This window comes from Sodalis sp. RH16 (genome assembly GCF_047324245.1).
Taxonomy (GTDB): Bacteria; Pseudomonadota; Gammaproteobacteria; order Enterobacterales; family Enterobacteriaceae; genus Acerihabitans; species Acerihabitans ligni.
Map to the genome: position 1 here is coordinate 2,428,795 of NZ_CP178737.1, position 19,438 is coordinate 2,448,232.

The 19,438-nt window shown below is 57.6% G+C and carries 15 protein-coding genes; 9 read left to right on the forward strand and 6 right to left on the reverse strand.

The annotated features are described in order from the left end of the window. The first annotated feature begins 153 nt into the window (after window positions 1–153). The 5 genes from zapE (at window position 154) to sspB (ending at window position 4,082) form a co-directional block, all read left to right on the forward strand. Window positions 154–1,278 carry a cell division protein ZapE gene (gene zapE / locus ACL2XJ_RS11160; protein ID WP_413726499.1) on the forward strand — a complete coding sequence of 375 codons (1,125 nt, stop codon included), beginning with the start codon at window positions 154–156 and terminating at the stop codon, window positions 1,276–1,278. 492 nt (window positions 1,279–1,770) lie between these two features. Next, the gene (gene rplM / locus ACL2XJ_RS11165; protein ID WP_132923555.1) at window positions 1,771–2,199 is read left to right on the forward strand and encodes a 50S ribosomal protein L13; all 429 of its coding nucleotides are present in this window, start codon (window positions 1,771–1,773) and stop codon (window positions 2,197–2,199) included. Window positions 2,200–2,214: 15 nt separating this feature from the next. Next, complete coding sequence (gene rpsI / locus ACL2XJ_RS11170; protein ID WP_132923554.1) at window positions 2,215–2,607, forward strand: 30S ribosomal protein S9; 393 nt, start codon at window positions 2,215–2,217, stop codon at window positions 2,605–2,607. 327 nt (window positions 2,608–2,934) lie between these two features. Next, on the forward strand, window positions 2,935–3,576 hold the full coding sequence (gene sspA / locus ACL2XJ_RS11175) for a stringent starvation protein SspA (protein ID WP_132923553.1): 642 nt from the start codon (window positions 2,935–2,937) through the stop codon (window positions 3,574–3,576). A gap of 5 nt (window positions 3,577–3,581) precedes the next feature. Next, window positions 3,582–4,082, forward strand: coding sequence for a ClpXP protease specificity-enhancing factor (sspB, locus tag ACL2XJ_RS11180; RefSeq protein ID WP_132923552.1), 501 nt, complete (start codon window positions 3,582–3,584; stop codon window positions 4,080–4,082). A 46-nt stretch (window positions 4,083–4,128) separates the two neighbouring features. On the opposite strand, the gene ACL2XJ_RS11185 is transcribed toward sspB, so the two are convergent. Beyond that, a complete protein-coding gene (locus tag ACL2XJ_RS11185; protein ID WP_132923551.1) occupies window positions 4,129–5,547 on the reverse strand; it encodes a glutamate synthase small subunit in 1,419 nt (472 codons plus the stop codon). 10 nt (window positions 5,548–5,557) lie between these two features. Next, window positions 5,558–10,018: a glutamate synthase large subunit gene (gene gltB, locus ACL2XJ_RS11190; RefSeq protein WP_132927889.1), complete on the reverse strand. Its 4,461-nt coding sequence runs from the start codon at window positions 10,016–10,018 to the stop codon at window positions 5,558–5,560. A 692-nt stretch (window positions 10,019–10,710) separates the two neighbouring features. Between gltB and ACL2XJ_RS11195 the strand changes: the two genes are divergently transcribed. From ACL2XJ_RS11195 to mtgA, 4 genes are all read left to right on the forward strand, one after another. Further along, window positions 10,711–11,649, forward strand: coding sequence for a TIGR01212 family radical SAM protein (locus ACL2XJ_RS11195; RefSeq protein ID WP_413726500.1), 939 nt, complete (start codon window positions 10,711–10,713; stop codon window positions 11,647–11,649). Window positions 11,650–11,751: 102 nt separating this feature from the next. Further along, on the forward strand, window positions 11,752–14,085 hold the full coding sequence (gene arcB / locus ACL2XJ_RS11200) for an aerobic respiration two-component sensor histidine kinase ArcB (RefSeq protein WP_413726501.1): 2,334 nt from the start codon (window positions 11,752–11,754) through the stop codon (window positions 14,083–14,085). Window positions 14,086–14,322: 237 nt separating this feature from the next. Further along, window positions 14,323–14,982, forward strand: coding sequence for an isoprenoid biosynthesis glyoxalase ElbB (elbB, locus tag ACL2XJ_RS11205; RefSeq protein ID WP_132923548.1), 660 nt, complete (start codon window positions 14,323–14,325; stop codon window positions 14,980–14,982). Beyond that, window positions 14,979–15,713 (forward strand): monofunctional biosynthetic peptidoglycan transglycosylase, encoded by a 735-nt coding sequence (mtgA, locus tag ACL2XJ_RS11210; RefSeq protein ID WP_413726502.1) that lies wholly within the window; start codon window positions 14,979–14,981, stop codon window positions 15,711–15,713. The genes elbB and mtgA overlap by 4 nt, the downstream gene beginning before the upstream one ends. Window positions 15,714–15,745: 32 nt before the next feature. On the opposite strand, the gene dolP is transcribed toward mtgA, so the two are convergent. From dolP to ACL2XJ_RS11230, 4 genes are all read right to left on the reverse strand, one after another. Continuing rightward, window positions 15,746–16,321, reverse strand: a complete 576-nt coding sequence (gene dolP / locus ACL2XJ_RS11215) for a division/outer membrane stress-associated lipid-binding lipoprotein (protein WP_132923546.1) — start codon at window positions 16,319–16,321, stop codon at window positions 15,746–15,748. A 9-nt stretch (window positions 16,322–16,330) separates the two neighbouring features. Beyond that, window positions 16,331–16,921, reverse strand: a complete 591-nt coding sequence (diaA, locus tag ACL2XJ_RS11220) for a DnaA initiator-associating protein DiaA (protein WP_132923545.1) — start codon at window positions 16,919–16,921, stop codon at window positions 16,331–16,333. Window positions 16,922–17,024: 103 nt separating this feature from the next. After that, window positions 17,025–17,420 carry a YraN family protein gene (locus ACL2XJ_RS11225; RefSeq protein ID WP_132923544.1) on the reverse strand — a complete coding sequence of 132 codons (396 nt, stop codon included), beginning with the start codon at window positions 17,418–17,420 and terminating at the stop codon, window positions 17,025–17,027. Next, complete coding sequence (locus ACL2XJ_RS11230) at window positions 17,378–19,429, reverse strand: penicillin-binding protein activator (RefSeq protein WP_413726503.1); 2,052 nt, start codon at window positions 19,427–19,429, stop codon at window positions 17,378–17,380. The genes ACL2XJ_RS11225 and ACL2XJ_RS11230 overlap by 43 nt, the downstream gene beginning before the upstream one ends. Between the last annotated feature and the right edge of the window lie 9 nt (window positions 19,430–19,438).

The following is a 19,438-nucleotide window of genomic DNA, read 5'->3' on the forward strand; positions in this document are numbered from 1 at the left end:
ACCCGTTAGCATGATGCCCGTCAAAGGGCGATTATTTGTTGCCGGGTTGTGTTCCGCACCGGGGCTGTTTAGGATGTCTCAGGCAAGAAATTGCGACTCGAAAGCTTTTGGGTATATCTATTTCATAATCAGCAGCCGGGAACATCCCTCACCATGCAAGAAATATCGCCATTGTTCCTTTATCAGCGCATGCTGGCGGAAGGGGAATATCGGGCCGATGCCGTCCAGGCCGAGGCCATCGGTAAGCTGGATCGATTGCACCGCGAATTGCTGGCGCGCCGCGCCGAGCCCCCGGCGGATGCCGGCGGTATCTTCGGTCGCCTGGGCAAGAAATTATTGGGTAAAACCCCCGCCGCGGAGCCGGTGCGGGGATTGTACATGTGGGGCGGAGTGGGGCGCGGTAAAACCTGGCTGATGGATCTCTTTTATCAGAGCCTGCCGGAAGAGCGGAAGCTGCGCCTGCACTTCCACCGGTTTATGCTGCGGGTCCATGAAGAGCTGGCCGTCCTGCAGGGGCGCGAGGATCCGCTCGAGATCGTGGCCGACGGTTTCAAAGCGCAAACCGACATACTCTGCTTTGACGAGTTTTATGTCTCGGACATTACCGATGCCATGCTGCTGGGCACGTTGATGCAGGCGCTGTTCGCCCGGGGTATGACCCTGGTGGCCACCTCCAATATTCCGCCGGACGATTTATACCGCAATGGCTTGCAGCGTTCGCGCTTTCTGCCGGCTATTGAGATGATTAAACGCCATTGCGAGGTGATGAACGTAGACGCCGGCATCGATTACCGACTGCGCACCCTCACCCAGGCGAATCTTTACCTCACGCCCAACGACCCGCGCACCGCCGACGCCATGACCCGCATATTCACCCGGCTGGCGGGCAAGGGGCCCGGCAACGCGCCGGTACTTACGGTCAATCATCGCCCGCTGCCCACGCTCGGCGCCGAGGGGGGCGTGGTGGCCCTGGATTTCGACACCCTTTGCGCCGGCCCGCGCAGCCAGAATGACTATATCGTTCTCTCCCGTTTGTACCACAGCGTATTGCTGCAAAACGTACACGCCATGGGCCGCACGGAGGAGAACACCGCCCGGCGTTTTATCGCCCTGGTGGACGAATTCTACGAACGCCGGGTCAAACTGGTGATGGCCGCCGATGTCCCCATGGCGGACTTGTACCGGGGGGACCTGCTTAAATTCGAATTCCGCCGCTGCCTCTCCAGGCTGCAGGAAATGCAGAGCGAAGAGTACCTGGCGGAGCCACATCAACCCTGAACGCCCAATGGCAGGGTAGGCCCGCGATCACCGGTCGTGCAGCGAGCGTGTTAAAGGGAGACCGTGCTGATGGGGCCGAATCGGGCATGGTTTTCCTGCCCGACAGAGCGCCCCACAGCGCGGTAAGCCCGCGATCATCGAACGTGCAGCGAGCGTGTTAAAGGGAGACCGTGCTGATGGGGCCGAATCGGGCATGGTTTTCCTGCCCGACAGAGCGCCCCACAGCGCGGTAGGCCCGCGATCACCGGTCGTGCGGCGAGCGTATTAAAGGGCGCCGCGCCGCTCGGCGCAAATAGTAGTCGACCTTTGCCGCTGACTTCTCTATAATCTTGCGACCCCACGTTACAAGAAGTTTTTTTCCCGAAAACTTCGATCGCGCCAGCAACGGCTACTCGAAGGGGTGGGTTTGCTGGACTAGATAGCCGTGTGAGCCTCATAACTCTTAACGTTTGGGTGTTCACCAACGTGTAACTTCAATTGGGTAAGCTTTTAATGAAAACATTTACAGCAAAACCAGAAACCGTCAAACGCGACTGGTATGTTGTCGACGCCAGCGGAAAAACCCTGGGTCGTCTTGCCACCGAACTGGCCAGTCGCCTGCGCGGGAAGCATAAACCGGAATATACGCCGCATGTTGATACCGGTGATTACATTATCGTGTTGAACGCCGAAAAAATTGCCGTCACCGGCAAAAAGCGTACCGACAAGATTTATTATCACCATACCGGTTTCATCGGCGGTATCAAAGAAACGACCTTTGAAGAGATGATTGCCCGCCATCCTGAGCGTGTGATTGAAATCGCGGTTAAAGGCATGCTGCCAAAAGGCCCGCTGGGTCGTGCAATGTACCGTAAACTGAAAGTTTACGCGGGTACCACGCACAACCACGCGGCTCAGCAACCGCAAGTTCTGGACATTTAATCGGGATTATAGGCAATGGCTGAAAATCAATATTACGGCACTGGTCGCCGCAAAAGCTCTTCCGCACGGGTTTTCATTAAACCGGGTCGCGGCAACATCGTTATCAACCAGCGTAGCCTGGATCAATACTTCGGTCGTGAAACTGCCCGCATGGTAGTTCGCCAGCCGTTGGAACTGGTCGACATGGTTGAGAAGTTCGATCTCTTCATCACCGTTTCCGGTGGTGGTATTTCCGGTCAGGCCGGGGCTATCCGTCACGGTATCACCCGTGCGCTGATGGAATATGATGAATCGCTGCGCGGCGAGTTGCGCAAAGCCGGTTTCGTCACCCGAGACGCCCGTAAAGTTGAACGTAAGAAAGTCGGCCTGCGTAAAGCACGTCGCCGTCCGCAGTTCTCCAAGCGTTAATTTCCGGCTGTTTTCACGGCCACCGAAGCCCGACATTGTTCGGGCTTTATTATTTTTCAAACGTTGATTTACCGTCAAATCTCTGATTGCGTCCATTTATTCAACATGAATTGCCCTCGCCATCCCCCTAAACATGCAAAAATCTGGTAAACTGTTCCACACTTTTATGCCTGTTTTTACTTGGCCGGCGTTTTTTCATACTGATGCAACCAGGGTTGGTTGCGGCCATGCCGGTAAAGTAACGATGGGTAACGGTGAAACAATTCAGGATAGTAGCCGGGTTGTATGGCTATTCGCGGTATTTTCTAGATAAACTTGGAGGTTTTCATGGCTGTCGCTGCCAACAAACGTTCGGTGATGACGCTGTTTTCCGGCCCGACCGACATTTTTAGCCATCAAGTACGGATCGTACTGGCGGAAAAAGGTGTCAGTGTCGAAATCGAGCAGGTAGAGATGGATAATCTGCCCCAGGACCTGATTGACCTCAACCCTTACCGCACCGTACCGACTTTGGTCGATCGCGAGTTGACCCTGTATGAATCGCGCATCATTATGGAATACCTGGATGAACGTTTTCCCCATCCGCCCTTGATGCCCGTTTATCCGGTGGCCCGCGGCACCAGCCGTTTAATGATGCATCGCATTGAAAGCGATTGGTACTCCCTGATGCGTAAAATCGAACAGGGCAACGCCCAGGAAGCGGAAAGCGCACGTCGTCAATTGCGCGAAGAACTGCTGGCGGTGGCCCCTGTCTTCAACGAGGCACCCTATTTCATGAGCGAAGAGTTCAGCCTGGTGGATTGCTATCTGGCACCTCTGCTGTGGCGTTTGCCGCAAATGGGTATCGAACTGGCGGGTGCCGGCGCCAAAGAGTTGAAAGGCTATATGACGCGAGTATTCGAACGCGACGCCTTTCTGGCCTCCCTCACCGAAGCCGAGCGCGAAATGCGCCTGCAGACCCGGGGTTAGCTGGTATGGAAGTCTCTCAACTTTCTCCTCGTCGCCCTTATCTGCTGCGGGCATTTTATGATTGGCTGCTGGATAATGAGCTGACGCCGCACGTGGTGGTGGATGTTACCGTTGACGGCGTTTCGGTGCCGATGGAATTTGCCCGTGACGGTCAAATCGTGCTGAATATCGCGCCGCGCGCGGTGGCTTCCCTTGAAATGACCAACGATGTGGTGAGCTTCAACGCTCGCTTCGGCGGTATACCGCGCCAGGTCAGCGTGCCCATGGCGGCGGTACTGGCGATCTACGCCCGTGAAAACGGCGCCGGCACCATGTTTGAGCCGGAAGTCGGTTATGAACAATACAGCGCGGAAGCGGGCGCATCAGCCCCTGATAAAGGTTCGGAGACGGTCATGTCCATTATTGACGGCGATCGCCCCGATAGCCAGGATGATACCCGTCCGGACGATGATGAACCGCCAACGCCGCCCCGCGGCGGCCGTCCATCGTTACGCGTGGTTAAATAAGCCCTTTTCGCAGGTATTCCCGCCCAGTCGGGCGGGACATCCAGAATCAGACCTCAAGATAATTCATGATGCCGTCGGCAGCTTTGCGGCCTTCGGCAATTGCCGTGACCACCAGGTCGGAACCCCGTACCGCATCGCCGCCGGCAAAGATTTTCGGATTACTGGTCTGGAAGGCGGCCTCGCTGTTTTCCGGCGCGATAATCCGCCCCTGTCCGTCGAGCTCCACGCTAAAATCAGCCAGCCAGGACATGGCGTGCGGACGGAAACCAAACGCCAGCACCACCGTATCCGCTGCCAGCACATGCTCCGACCCGGCGATGATTTCCGCACGGCGCCGACCGTGGGCATCGGGTTCGCCCATTTCGGTACGCACCATCTTGACGCCGCACACCTGTCCGGCGCCGTCGATTTCAATACTCACCGGCTGTAGATTGAACATAAATTCAACCCCTTCCTCGCGGGAGTTCTTCACCTCGCGGCGAGAGCCGGGCATATTGGCCTCATCGCGACGGTAAGCGCAGATCACGCTGGATGCGCCCTGGCGGATAGCGGTACGCACACAGTCCATGGCGGTGTCGCCGCCGCCCAATACCACCACACGCTTGCCTTCCATGGAGACATAAGGCGCGGCGGGGGCATTTTCAAACCCCATCAGCCGTTTGGTATTGGCTATCAGGAACGGCAGCGCGTCCACCACGCCGGGGGCATCTTCATTATCCAGGCCGCCGCGCATGGATTGATAGGTGCCGACGCCAAGGAATACCGCGTCGAATTCACCCAACAGGTCGCTTAACATAATATCTTTGCCGACCTCGGTATTCAGACGAAATTCGATGCCCATCTCGCTGAAAATTTCCCGCCGCTTGATCATGACATCTTTTTCCAGCTTGAACGACGGAATGCCGAAAGTCAGCAAGCCGCCGATTTCCGGATGACGATCAAATACCACAGCCTGCACACCGTTACGGATCAGCACATCGGCACAGGCCAGCCCGGCGGGGCCGGCGCCGATAATCGCCACTCGCTTGCCGGTGGAAACCACATCGCCGACGCTGGGTTTCCAGCCCATCTCGATGGCTTTATCGTTGATATAACGCTCGATATTGCCGATGGTGACGGCGCCGAATTCGTCATTCAGCGTACAGGATCCTTCGCACAAACGATCCTGGGGACACACGCGTCCGCATACTTCCGGCAGGCTGTTGGTCTGATGCGACAGCTCCGCCGCCTCGATAATCCGCCCTTCGTTGGCCAGCTTCAGCCAGTTCGGAATATAGTTATGCACCGGGCATTTCCATTCGCAATAGGGATTGCCGCAGGAAATGCACCGATCCGCCTGCGCCTTGGTCTGCGAATCGGAGAAGGGTTCGTAGATTTCCACAAACTCAATTTTTCGGATCTTCAGCGGCTTTTTCGGCGGATCCACACGCTGCAAGTCGATAAATTGATAAACATTTTGACTCATTATTAACCTCTTACTGCGCTTGTACGCGTAGTTCCGCTGCGGAACGGCTACGGTGACCCAGCAATGCTTTCACATCACTTGATTTCGGTTTTACCAGGGTAAACCTGGAGGCCCAGGCCGGCCAATCCGCCAGGATCTCTTCCCCGCGGTGCGAACCGGTCAAGTGCACATGTTCGGTAATCAGGCCGCGCAGATGCTCTTCATGGATAGCCAACTGATCGACATCCAGCACTTCCACCAGTTCGGGATTGACGCGTTTACGGAACTCTCCCGTCTCATCAAGCACATAAGCGAATCCGCCGGTCATGCCGGCGCCGAAATTGACGCCGGTGCGGCCCAGCACACACACAATGCCGCCGGTCATATATTCACAGCCGTTGTCGCCAATGCCCTCCACCACGGTAATCGCACCGGAATTACGCACGGCAAAGCGTTCTCCGGCCCGTCCGGCGGCGAACAGCTTGCCGCCGGTGGCGCCGTACAGGCAGGTGTTGCCGATAATCGTCGCTTCGTGGCTGCGAAACGCCGAACCCACCGGCGGGCGGATGACGATGCTGCCGCCGGCCATGCCTTTACCCACATAGTCGTTGGCATCGCCGGTGAGGGTCAACTCCACGCCGCCGGCATTCCAAACGCCGAAGCTCTGGCCGGCGGTGCCGGTAAAATGCGCCTTGATGGGATCGGCGGACATGCCCTGATCGCCATGCAGCGCGGCGATGGCGCCGGACAGCGTAGCGCCCACCGAACGATCGGTATTATGTATGTCGTAATAGAAGGTTTTGCTCTGCCGGGCTTCCACATGGGGCATGGCCTGCTCCAGCAGAGTTTTATTCATTAGGCCTTTGTCAAACGGCGGATTGCTGCCTTCGGTGCAATAGAGCGCCTTGCCGGGATGCGGCTGCGCGGTTTGCAGCAGCGGCGACAAGTCCAGCTTATGCTGCCGGGCGGAAATACCGTCCAGCTCAAGCAGCAAATCGGTGCGGCCAATGAGATCCACCAGCCGGGTCACCCCTAGTTCCGCCATCATTTCCCGGGTTTCCTGCGCAATGAAATGGAAGTAGTTGGTTACCAGCTCCGGCAGACCGCGGTAATGATCGCGCCGCAGTTTTTCGTCCTGGGTCGCCACGCCGGTGGCGCAATTGTTCAGATGGCAGATGCGCAGATATTTACAGCCCAGCGCCACCATAGGGCCGGTACCGAAGCCAAAGCTTTCCGCGCCGAGAATCGCCGCCTTGATAATATCCTGGCCGGTCTTTAACCCGCCGTCCACCTGCAAACGGATTTTGTGGCGCAGGCCGTTTGCCACCAGGGCCTGCTGTGTTTCCACCAGTCCCAGTTCCCACGGACAGCCGGCATATTTTACCGAGGAGAGCGGGCTGGCGCCGGTGCCGCCGTCGTAGCCGGCAATGGTGATCAAATCCGCATAGGCCTTCGCCACGCCGGTGGCGATGGTGCCGACGCCGGGTTCGGAAACCAGTTTGACCGATACCAGGGCCTTTGGATTCACCTGCTTCAGATCGAAAATCAGCTGCGCCAGGTCTTCGATGGAGTAGATATCGTGATGGGGCGGCGGCGAAATCAGCGTGACGCCGGGCACCGAGTAGCGCAAGCGGGCTATATACGGCGTGACCTTATCTCCAGGCAACTGGCCGCCCTCACCGGGCTTGGCGCCCTGCGCCACCTTGATCTGGATAACGTCGGCACTGGCCAGATAGGCCGGCGTCACGCCGAAACGGCCCGACGCCACCTGCTTGATCCGCGACACCTTATTGGTGCCGTAGCGGGCCGGGTCTTCGCCACCCTCGCCGGAGTTGGAAAAACCACCCAGCCCGTTCATGGCCTGCGCCAGAGATTCGTGGGCTTCAGGGCTCAGCGCCCCGATGGACATGGCAGCGGTATCGAACCGTTTAAACAGATTTTCCGCCGGTTCCACCTGATCCAGGGTAACCGCCTGGCCGTTGGGTTTGATGGCCAGCAGATCGCGCAGCACGGCCACCGGACGCTCGTTCACCAGTTTGGCATACTGCTGATAATCACTGTACAGGCCGCTTTGCACCGCTTTTTGCAACGTTTTAACCACGTCTGGGTTATAGGTGTGATATTCACCGCCGTGGACATATTTCAGCAGACCGCCTTGATCCAGCGGCTTGCGCTTAAGCCAGGCGCGTTTGGACAGATTCAGCAAATCCTGTTCGAAATCGCTGAAGTCGGCGCCGCCGATACGGCTTACCACGCCCTGGAAACACAAATCGGTCACGTCGCGATGCAGACCCACCGCCTCGAACAGTTTGGAGCAGCGGTACGAGGCCACGGTGGAAATGCCCATTTTGGACATGATCTTGTACAGGCCCTTATTGATGCCGTTGCGATAGTTCAGCATCACGGTACGGTAATCTTTTTCGATGGTGCCGTTGTCGATCAGGGCCGCCAGGGTTTCATAAGCCAGATACGGGTAAATGGCGGTGGCGCCGAAGCCAATGAGCACCGCGAAATGATGCGGATCGCGGGTGCTGGCGGTTTCAACGATCAGATTGGCGTCGCAGCGCAGGTTTTTTTCCACCAGGCGGGTGTGTATGGCGCCCACCGCCATTGGCGCGGGCACCGGCAGCCGGGTCGGGGAAATCAGCCGGTCGCTTAGCACCAGCAGTACCGTCCCCTGGCGCACTTTCTCTTCCGCCTCGTCGCACATCGCCAGCAGGGTCTGCTGCATATTCCGCTGCGTCGGATCGTAGGTAATATCCAGCTTGTCGGCGCGATAGTGGCTCTCTTCCTGGGTGGTGAGCTGGGTAAAGTCGGAATAGAGCAGGATCGGCGATTTGAAGGCCAGCCGGAACGCCTGTCCTTCCGCTTCGCAGAATACGTTCATCTCCCGGCCGATACAGGTGGCCAGGGACATGACGTGGGCTTCCCGCAGGGAGTCGATAGGCGGGTTGGTTACCTGGGCAAATTGCTGGCGGAAGTAATCGTAAATCACCCTCGGCCTGCTGGACAGCACGGCGAACGGCGTATCGTCCCCCATGGAGCCGGTGGCTTCCTGGCCGTTCTCCCCGAGCACGCGCAAAATGGAATCCAGCTCTTCATTAGAGTAGCCGAACTGTTTTTGATAACTGGCCAGCCGGCTGTCGTCCAGTTCGCGATGGCCTACCTGGTCGTCGGCGAGCTCTTCAAACGGCGTCAGGCGACGGACATTCTTTTCCATCCACTCTTTATAGGGATGGCGGCTTTTCAAATCGTCATCGGTTTCAGCCGAATGGAGGATGCGCCCGTTGCGGGTATCGATAACCATCAGTTCGCCGGGTCCGACGCGGCCCTTTTCCACCACTTCATCCGGCTGGTAGTCCCAGATCCCTACTTCGGACGCGCAGGTGATCAATTTGTCGGTAGTGATGACATAGCGCGCCGGACGCAGGCCGTTGCGATCCAGGTTGCAGGCGGCGAAACGGCCGTCGGACATCACCAGGCCGGCCGGTCCGTCCCAGGGTTCCATATGCATGGAGTTGAAATCGAAAAAGGCGCGCAGCTCCGGATCCATGTTCGGATTGTTCTGCCAGGCCGGCGGCACCAGCAGGCGCATGGCGCGAATCAGGTCCATGCCGCCGCTGAGGAACAGTTCCAGCATATTGTCCAGCGAGCTGGAGTCCGAACCGGTTTCATTGACGAACGGCGCGGCGTCCTGCAAATCCGGAATCAGGGGGGTTTTCAGCTTATACGCACGGGCCCGCGCCCACTGACGGTTGCCGGTGATGGTATTGATCTCGCCGTTGTGGGCCAGATAACGGAAAGGCTGGGCCAGCGGCCAGCGCGGCACGGTATTGGTGGAGAAGCGCTGATGGAACAGGCAAATGGCCGATTCCAGCCGCAGATCCGCCAGGTCCAGGTAAAAGCGCGGCAAATCCGCCGGCATGCACAGGCCTTTATAAATGGTCACCAGGTTCGAGAGGCTGCAAACATAAAAGCTGTCGTCAACCACCCGTTTTTCCACGCGGCGGCGCGCCACATACAGACGGCGTTCCATATCGCGCGGGCGCCAGCCGGCCGGGGCGTTGACGAAAATCTGCTCGATGCGGGGTAGGGAGGAGAGGGCGATATCACCCAGCACGTCCGGATTGATGGGAACCTCGCGCCAGCCGATGATGGACAGCGTTTCGTTTTGCAGTTCCTCTTCCATTATCTTCCGGCTGGCGCGGGCTTCCTCTTCATCCTGGCTGAGGAAAATCATGCCCACCGCATAGTTCTTGGCCAAACGCCAGCCGCGCTCTTGCGCCACCATGCGGTAGAACCGATCCGGCTTTTGCAACAGCAAGCCGCAGCCGTCGCCGGTCTTGCCGTCGGCCAGGATCGCGCCGCGATGCTGCATACGGGCCAGCGCATGAATTGCAGTACGCACCACTTTATGGCTGGGCTCGCCTTCGATATGGGCAATCAGGCCGAAGCCGCAGTTGTCTTTTACTTGGGATTCATCGTACAACATATTCATGGACCTCCCCAGGCTCCAGGTGACTCTTACAACCTACTGCGAACAGGCGTATCGATATCGAGCGGCAGCGGATCAAACGCGTCAACACGCTGTTTTACCGCTGGCCCGCTCCGCGAAAACCTTATCGTGGCGGTCTTACTCATGATAAACGACTTGCTTTAAGAAGGAATCTCATTAACTGCATAATTATGACGCGTCGTCAGCCCCGCCGGAATTCTTCCGACGGTCTTCCAAATTAACGAGAAACACCACGCAGGTCAAATATGCCCGGCGACCGTCCCGGTTAGAGCCAAAAAACGATTAACCATATGATTAAAAATAACTTAATAGCTATTTAATAACCATTATCCCTGCAAATCATCCCCTGCCAATCATGCGCTGTCGCACTATAGTGCAGCCATTGAATCTCTGCACCATGCTAGGGCGGACAGCTTTAATAGCAGGATATGCTGATATGGAGTGTTTTTTCCCATTATGTCTCTGTTTTTACAAATTAGTGACTATTTGAATAAGCCACCTGGCTCGAATAAGAAATATTAATCATAGCAGGTATGATTTATTTCTCATTAATATTGCATAATTATGCTTTTTTGGCGGCGGCTGCAAGGGGCTTTGATCGATATCATCATGCAAAGATGAAAATTCCGCTAGCATTAACGGCCATACCCGAACCGGATGTAAAGAATATGCAGTTGCCGCAAGTAGTCAATATGTTTGGCGGGGATCTTTTGCGCCGTTATGGACAGAAGGTCTATAAACTCTCGCTGCATGGCGGGTTTAGCTGTCCCAACCGTGACGGGACCCTGGGCCGGGGCGGCTGTACTTTTTGCAATGTTGCCTCGTTTGCCGATGAAAATCGGCAATTCCTGAGCGTGGCCGAGCAGTTCGCCGAACAGACAGGCCGTATCGATCGGGCAAAACGCTACCTGGCCTATTTCCAGGCCTATACCAGTACTTATGCAGAAGTGCGCGAACTCGATCGGCTCTACCGGCAGGCCTTGGAACAGGCGGATATCGTCGGTATTTGTATCGGCACCCGTCCCGACTGCGTCCCGCCGGCGGTGCTGGATTTACTAGCGGAATACCGGCAGCAGGGGTATGAAGTCTGGCTGGAGCTGGGGTTGCAAAGCGCACAGGATAAAACTCTGCACCGGATCAATCGCGGTCATGATTTCGCCTGCTACCAGCGCACCGCCGTCCTGGCCCGCCAGCGGGGACTGCAAGTGTGCGCCCATTTGATCATAGGTTTGCCGGGAGAAGACATCACCCACAACCGGGATACGCTGGAAAAGGTATTGGCCGCCGGGGTAGACGGCCTGAAACTGCACCCGCTGCTGGTGGTGGAGGGCAGCACCATGGCGGCCGCCTGGCGGGCGGGACGGTTACCGGTGTTGACGCTGGAACACTACACTGCCCTGGCCGGCGAATTGATCCGTCGCACACCGCCTGAGGTGCTGTTTCACCGCATCAGCGCCAGCGCCCGCCGTCCGACGCTGCTTGCACCGTTATGGTGCGAAAACACGTTCACCGGCATGAATGCCATCTATCAGGACCTGTTGGCCAACGGTCCCCAGGGCGCCGCCCTCGGCACACCCTATCAAGGGATGAAGCCGCGCTTATCATAAACTGCGAGGTTCTTTCCTATCAGGCAACCTCAAGCCGCGGATTTCGCTAAAAAACTGTTTTTTGAGGTATCATTGACCCTAATGCTACTTAAGGAAACCGCTATGAAGCAAATCCGCCTGCTGGCGCAATATTACGTCGATCTGATGGTGAAATTAGGGCTGGTGCGGTTCTCGCTCCTGCTGGCGTCGGCGCTGGTGGTGCTGGCGATGATTGTGCAAATGGCCGTCACCATGCTATTGCGCGGGGAAGTGGAAAGCATCGACGTGGTGCGATCAATCTTTTTCGGCCTGCTGATAACGCCCTGGGCGGTATATTTCCTTTCGGTGGTGGTGGAACAGCTTGAGGAGTCGCGCCAGCGGCTGGCCCGACTGGTGGATAAGCTCGAAGAGATGCGCAACCGCGATTTACTGCTTAATCAGCAGTTGCAGGAAAATATCGCGCAACTGAACCAGGAAATCGCCGATCGCGAAAAAGCCGAAGACGCCCGCCAGGGCGCGCTGAACAAGCTGACCGAAGAAATGGCGCGCCGTGAACAGGCGCAAATCGAGCTTGAACAGCAATCCTCCCTGCTGCGTTCTTTTTTGGACGCCTCTCCCGACCTGGTGTATTACCGCAATGAAAATAAAGAATTCTCCGGCTGCAACCGGGCAATGGAGCTGCTGGTGGGTAAAAGCGAGAAGCAGTTGATAGGCCTGACGCCCAAGGACGTTTACGGACCGGAAATTGCCGATAAAGTCATTGAGACCGACGAAAAGGTCTTCCGCCATAACGTCTCGCTGACCTATGAACAGTGGCTGGTCTATCCTGACGGGCGCCGGGCCTGCTTCGAGCTGCGCAAGGTGCCGTTTTACGATCGCGTGGGCAAACGGCATGGGCTAATGGGTTTTGGCCGCGATATAACCGAGCGTAAGCGCTACCAGGACGCGCTGGAGAACGCCAGCAGGGAGAAGACCACCTTCATCTCTACCATCAGCCACGAGCTGCGTACGCCCCTTAACGGCATTGTAGGGTTAAGCCGTATTCTGCTGGATACCGACCTCAACAAAGAACAGCTCAATTACCTTAAAACCGTGCACGTCAGCGCCATTACCCTGGGAAATATTTTCAACGATATTATCGAAATGGACAAACTGGAGCGCCGCCACGTCCAGCTGGATAACCAGCCGCTGGACTTCACCGCCTTCCTGGTGGATTTGGAGAACCTCTCCGGTCTGCTGGTACAGCCCAAAGGGCTGAAGCTGGTGATGGACGCCCAGGAGCCGCTGCCGCGCAATATCGTCGCCGACGGTACCCGGTTGCGGCAAATCCTCTGGAATCTCATCGGCAATGCGGTGAAATTCACCCAGCAGGGAAAAATCACCATCCGCATCCACCGGGAAGAGCCGGATCTGCTCTGTTTCGACGTACAGGATTCCGGCATTGGCATCCCTGAAGAAGAGCAGGATAAGATTTTTGCCATGTATTACCAGGTCAAGGATCAGCAAGGGGGCAAACCGGCCACCGGCACCGGTATCGGCCTGGCGGTATCGAAACGCCTGGCGCAGGCCATGGGCGGCGATATCCAGGTGAAGAGCCGCCGGGGCGAGGGGGCCTGTTTCAGCCTATCCATCGTCGCGTCTGAGGTCGTTCCCGACGAGGGAAATGAAGAGGAAGAACTGCCTTTGCCGGCGCTCAACGTCTTGCTGGTGGAAGATATCGAACTCAATGTGGTGGTGGCCCGCTCGGTGCTGGAGAAGCTGGGCAGCAGCGTGGATGTCGCCATGAACGGCCACGATGCGTTGACCATGTTTGATCCGGACGAATACGACCTGGTGTTGCTGGATATCCAGTTGCCGGACATGACCGGCCTGGATATCTCGCGCCAGCTGCGTAAGCGTTACAGCGATCGGCATTTGCCGCCGTTAATCGCCCTGACCGCCAATGTGCTCAAAGATAAGAAAGAGTATCTGGACGCCGGTATGGACGATGTGCTGAGCAAGCCGCTGTCGGTATCGGCCCTCACCGCCATGATAAAAAAATTCTGGGACCAGCCGGATAAAGCCGCCGATGACGATGATGATGACTCGGCGGCGGAGCAAGAGCAGCAGGCCGTTCTGGATATCGCCATGCTGGAACAGTATCTGGATCTGGTGGGGCCGTCGCTCATCAGCCAAAGCCTGGAGATGTTCGAGAAGATGATGCCGGAGTATCTGGCGGCTCTTGACGGCACCATGGCCGCCCGGGATCAGCGCGCCATTGCCGAGGAAGGCCACAAAATCAAGGGCGCCGCCGGTTCAATCGGCTTGGTGCGTCTACAGCGCCTGGCGCAACAGATTCAGTCGCCGGATATGCCCGGATGGTGGGATAACGTGCAGGGCTGGGTCGATGATTTGCACCGGGAATGGCCGAACGATGTGCTGACGCTTAAGGCTTGGGCTGGGAAGGCAAAAAAATGACCCCGACGTAAGCCGGGGTGCGCGAATATAGCGCCAACACCAGGGAAACTGATTCTCGCCACTGTGCAGAGTTATCGGGCGTTCTTGGTTGGCAAGTCACTAAAATTCATTAAGCGTTAGTAAACAACATAGCAAAAGAACGAGATAATGTTACAAGAACCATTAAAATTTGGGATGTAGAATAGACTTTGTCAATAGAAATAAGATTTTGACCGCCATGACAGAAGAGAGATTTCTATGAAACGTGTGGGCCTCGTTTTAAGCGGCTGTGGTGTGTATGACGGCAGCGAAATACATGAAACGGTACTGACGCTGCTGGCTCTCGAACGGGCGGGCGCCGAAGTAATATGTTTTGCGCCGGATAAGATGCAACCTATTGTGATTAATCATCTTTCCGGTGAAGAAATGACGGAGAAACGCAACATGCTGGTGGAGTCCGCGCGCCTGGCCAGGGGTAAAATCCACCCCCTTTCCGAGGCGGATGCGGATAAGCTCGATGCCCTGATTGTGCCCGGCGGTTTTGGTGCCGTACGCAACCTCAGCGATATTGCCTTAAGGGGAATCGAGGGAGAAGTCGATGCCGATTTACGACAGCTGACCCGTCAAATACATAAGCAAAATAAAGCAATTGGTTTTATTTGCATCGCCCCGGCGTTATTGCCGAAACTCATCGACACCCCCGAACCTCTGCGGTTGACCATCGGCACCGACAGCGATACGGCGGAGATGATCGATGATATGGGCGCGACCCATGTTATCTGCCCGGTGGACGATATCGTGCTGGATGCCGCAAACAAAGTGGTCACCACCCCGGGCTATATGCTGGCCACCTCCCTCGCCGATCTGGCTAAAGGTATCGATAAACTGGTATCCCGGGTATTGGCATTGTGCGAATGAGGTTTCGGTCCGGCGGAAAATCCGGACTATTTCGCCGAAGCGCGCGGTGGCTGCTGATTGGCTGCGGGGCCATTCTTGCCCTCTGGGTGGCCGCCATTCTGCTCTTCTCCTTTGTGCCGGTGCCTTTCTCGGCGGTAATGGCGGAGCGCCAGCTGGGGGCCTGGCTGCGCGGCGACGGCGGTTATGTGGCCCACTCCCGCTGGGTGGCGATGGATGACATCGCCCCGTCCATGGCGTTGGCGGTGATTGCGGCGGAAGATCAAAAATTCCCCTGGCACTGGGGATTTGACATTGAAGCCATACAGGCCGCCGCCGCCCACAATGAGCGCAGCCAACGCATCCGCGGCGCCTCCACCCTGTCGCAGCAAACGGCGAAAAATCTGCTGCTGTGGGACGGACGCAGCTACTTCAGAAAAGGGCTGGAGGCCGGTTTAACCCTGGCGATGGAAACGGTCTGGACCAAACGGCGTATTTTGACGGTCTATTTAAACGTTGCGGAATTCGGTCGCGGCACCTTTGGCGTCGAGGCCGCGTCGCAACGCTATTTTCATAAGCCCGCCGCACGCCTGACCCCATCGGAGGCTGCGCTGCTCGCGGCGGTATTACCCAATCCGCTGCATTTTCGCGCCGAAGCGCCCTCGCGCTATGTGCAGATGCGCCAGCAGTGGATATTGCGGCAGATGCGCCAAATGGGCGGGGAACAATTCTTGCGGGAAAACCATCTTCGTTAGCCGGCCCCGCCGCGGCGGCGGGGGGCATGATGTTATTTCAGAATGGTAAAGGCGGTAGTGACATGCTGTACGCCGCTGACCCGGCTGGCGATTTCCGCCGCCGACTGGGCCTCTTTATTGGTCACCAGCCCCAGTAAAAACACCTCGCCGTTTTCCGTCGTGACCTTCACGTTGGATGATTTCACCGAGTCGCTGGCCAGCAGCTGCGAACGGATTTTGGTGGTAATCCAGGTGTCCATGGAAGCACGTCCCATGCTTACCGGCTGGCCCTGGCGAATTTCGTTATACACCTCGGAGGCGCCATCGACGCCGATGGCGATTTGTTTGGCGCGGTTGGCCAGTTCGGTGGTGGGCGCCTGACCGGTTAACAAGACTTTGCCTTGATAGGCGGTTGCCACGATGCGGGCTTCTTTCTTGATCTGCTGATCTTTAGCCAAGGCGTTGCCCACGCGCGCTTCCAGCGTGCCGTCATCGACCTGGGTGCCTACGGTGCGCGGGTCGGTGGCGGATTTGGTCGCCACCGCGGCGCTGCCGACCACGACAGCACCGACGCATCCCTGAAGCAGCAGGGCGGTGAACAGCAGTACAAATGGGTAATGCACCTTCATTTGAGCTCCTTAATCGTCCTGGTGAGGAAACAATGAATTATCGATCAAATCACATAAACAATTCACCGTCAGCATGTGCATTTCCTGTATGCGCGCGCTGCGGTGGGAGGGAATTCGGATTTCAACGTCCTGGGGACCGAGCAATCCGGCCAGTTCGCCGCCGTCGTATCCCGTCAGGGCAATAATGGTCATATCCCGGGTCACCGCGGCTTCCACCGCTTTCACAATATCACGGCTGTTGCCGCGCGTGGAGATAGCCAGCAGAATATCGCCGGCCTGGCCGAGGGCGCGCACCTGCTTGGCATAGACTTCCTGTTGCAGGCGATCGTTGGCGATGGCGGTAAGCACCACGCTGTCCGCGTTCAGGGCGACCGCGGGCAGACTCGGCCGCTCGGTTTCGTAGCGATTGATCATGCTGGCGGCGAAATGCTGAGCGTTGGCGGCGGAGGTGCCGTTGCCGCAGCATAAAATCTTGTTGCCGTTGAGCAGCGCGTGCACCAGGGCGGTGGCGGCGCGTGAAATCGCGTCGGGCAAGGCCTCCGCCGCCGCGATTTGGGTTTGTATACTTTCGGTGAAACAGCCTTTTATTCTTTCCAGCACAGTCATTGAACCTAATAAGTAATGGAGGAAACGGTTATACCCGGCATACTTCAAGTTGCAGGTGCGTTGCCGCCTTCCCGCAGCTCGAATGATTTAGGGTATATTAACCCGATGCGCCGAAGGCGTTTTGCAGCCATTCTAGCCGGTTACCGGTAATTGCCAAAATATCGAAACGGCAAGCGGATGTGTCTAGGCTCCCGCCCTGGCGCGACAGCCAAACCGCTGCCGCGAGCAGTAAACGGCGCTGCTTGCGAGGAGTGACGCTCTCGGCGGCGTTGCCGAAAGCGTTATCGCGTCGATAGCGCACCTCGACAAACACCCAGGTGTGTTGATCTTTCATGATTAAATCGATCTCGCCGCCGCGCACCCGCATATTGGCGGCGATAAAACGCAATCCCGCGTTTTCAAGATGGCGGCGCGCCCGGTCTTCCGCCTGCGCGCCCGCCTGCTGTCGATTTACATAATCTGCGTGATTTGTCCCTGTTGATATTTCAGCCAAGATAACTTCCTGTTAATAACACAATCCGGCGTCGCCGTCAGCACGCCGGTGTCGCCTGAGACCTGGAAACCGGGAATTTGACGCATTTGTGAGAAATGGTTTACTAAAGTCCAGGCATCCATCCCCATGGCATACAAACGCACCAGGGAATAATCTTCCTTGAACTGGGCGCTGACTTGCTGCAGCAAGGCCGGGTTCGATCCCGCCAGCAGCGGGATATCGCTGAACTCCAGCCCTTCCATTTCCAGACGGTAATCCGGACCGGCATCGGCCTGGTAGCTGCGCGAGCTGGCGTACAGCCCCAACTGCGAGCGCGAACTGACGCGCATATCGATGGAGGGTTTGATTAACGCCAATTCAGACGGCGTTGCGATGATATAGACCGCATCCACCGGACCACCGGTGGCGGAAGGAGAGACGGCGGCATCGCTGGGCGGGGCCGGGATGGTCAGGCCGGCGATGGTGACCGCCTGCGGCTGGGCCGCCGCCGCCGGGGCGGTGGAGACCGGCTGGCCGGTAAGCTGGATGCCGCCGCTGTTGATGGCCTGTTTCAAATCACCCATAGAGCCGATGCGCTGCTCAAGCACCGTACCGCCGCCCGCCTTGCTCCAGGCGTCGGCGAAGGCCTTGACGATCCGATCTCCCAGCGAACCGGTGGGCACCAGCAGCAGGGGTTGTTGCCTGTGCTGCTGGAAAATATGGTTCGCCGCGTCCCGGGCCTCGTCTTCCGGAGATAACGAAAAATAACAGATATTCGGCCGGTTTTGCAGGTTTTCAGGTTGGTTAAGCGCCAGGATATTCAGGCTGTTCTGGCTGGTGTAAAGCTGTTCCACTTCGTTTTTCAGCAGCGGGCCGACGATGACGGTGGCGCCGTCCTGCTGTGCCTGGGCCAGTAATGCCGGCAGCGGCTGTGCGGAAGTATCGTAGATTTTTATCTGCGGGCCGGCGGCGGATCCCGTGGGGGCAGTTGCCAAGGGCGGGTTCGCCGCGGCATCCGGCGCGGCCGTGGCGACGGCGCCCTGCGGTGGGGCCGCCGCGGTATCCGGCGCGGCCGCGGTGACGGCGCCCTGCGGTTGGGCCGCTGCGGCAACCTGCGCGCCATCGGCGGGGGATTGACCGCCGGCAGGGGCCGGCTGGGGGGCTCCCGCCGCGCCGTTCCTGGCGGCGTTAAAACCCTGCTGGATAGCGTCGGAGAACACCTGCGCCTGGCCGGTCATCGGTAAAAACAACGCTATTTGCCCAGTGGACGTGGGCTGGTAGTTCAGGACCTGGTTCAGCTGTGTCGGCAGGGTCTTGGCCGCCGGGTTTTGCGGGTAGCGGGTCTGCCAGTCCTTGATGCCGGCTTTCAGCAGTGACGGATCCTGCTTGTTGTCCTGATAAACATGCTGCAAATCCAGCCAGCCCTGCAGGACGTTTTCATTGGCGTTGATGACGAGGTTGGTCTGGGACTGCGCCGACATGGCCAGCAGCGTTTGCCAGGTCGCATCGATATTTTGCTGATGCGCCTGGTCCTTGAGCAAGGGTTCCTGGGCGATATAGGCGCGGATCACATCCAGGGACGGCTGCGACTGGCCCGCGGCGATTTGCACCTGATAATAGCGCGCCTGCTGATCGGGTGTCAGCTGGCTGCTGTCCATTTTTTGCGTGATGGCCGCGGCGTCCTGCGGACGCTTTTGCGCCACCGCCAGTTCGGCGGACAGCAGGAGTTGTTCATGTTGTTGGACATCGCTCAGCTGTTGGGGTAGCGTGCCGAGCTGCTGCTGCGCCTGATCGAGGCGGCCTTCGTTGATAAGTGCCCGTATGGCGAGTAATTGGTAGTCGGTCTTGCTATCATTGCCTGCCTGCTGCATTTGCTGCAAATAATAATCGGCGTTGGCGCCGGTTTTGATCTGAGCCGTGCCGGAAGGGGTTTGCGGCGCCTGGCCGGAACAGGCGGCCAGGATCAGTGCGACCAGCACGGCGGGTATAAAACGCCCTGTTTTAAAACTCATGACATATGAGGAAAGCATACTGTGTCC

Coding starts and splice junctions, on each gene's coding strand:
- zapE (WP_413726499.1), top strand. CDS start 154: ATGCAAGAAATATCGCCATTGTTCCTTTATCAGCGCATGCTGGCGGAA.
- rplM (WP_132923555.1), top strand. CDS start 1,771: ATGAAAACATTTACAGCAAAACCAGAAACCGTCAAACGCGACTGGTAT.
- rpsI (WP_132923554.1), top strand. CDS start 2,215: ATGGCTGAAAATCAATATTACGGCACTGGTCGCCGCAAAAGCTCTTCC.
- sspA (WP_132923553.1), top strand. CDS start 2,935: ATGGCTGTCGCTGCCAACAAACGTTCGGTGATGACGCTGTTTTCCGGC.
- sspB (WP_132923552.1), top strand. CDS start 3,582: ATGGAAGTCTCTCAACTTTCTCCTCGTCGCCCTTATCTGCTGCGGGCA.
- ACL2XJ_RS11185 (WP_132923551.1), bottom strand. CDS start 5,547: ATGAGTCAAAATGTTTATCAATTTATCGACTTGCAGCGTGTGGATCCG.
- gltB (WP_132927889.1), bottom strand. CDS start 10,018: ATGTTGTACGATGAATCCCAAGTAAAAGACAACTGCGGCTTCGGCCTG.
- ACL2XJ_RS11195 (WP_413726500.1), top strand. CDS start 10,711: ATGCAGTTGCCGCAAGTAGTCAATATGTTTGGCGGGGATCTTTTGCGC.
- arcB (WP_413726501.1), top strand. CDS start 11,752: ATGAAGCAAATCCGCCTGCTGGCGCAATATTACGTCGATCTGATGGTG.
- elbB (WP_132923548.1), top strand. CDS start 14,323: ATGAAACGTGTGGGCCTCGTTTTAAGCGGCTGTGGTGTGTATGACGGC.
- mtgA (WP_413726502.1), top strand. CDS start 14,979: ATGAGGTTTCGGTCCGGCGGAAAATCCGGACTATTTCGCCGAAGCGCG.
- dolP (WP_132923546.1), bottom strand. CDS start 16,321: ATGAAGGTGCATTACCCATTTGTACTGCTGTTCACCGCCCTGCTGCTT.
- ACL2XJ_RS11230 (WP_413726503.1), bottom strand. CDS start 19,429: ATGCTTTCCTCATATGTCATGAGTTTTAAAACAGGGCGTTTTATACCC.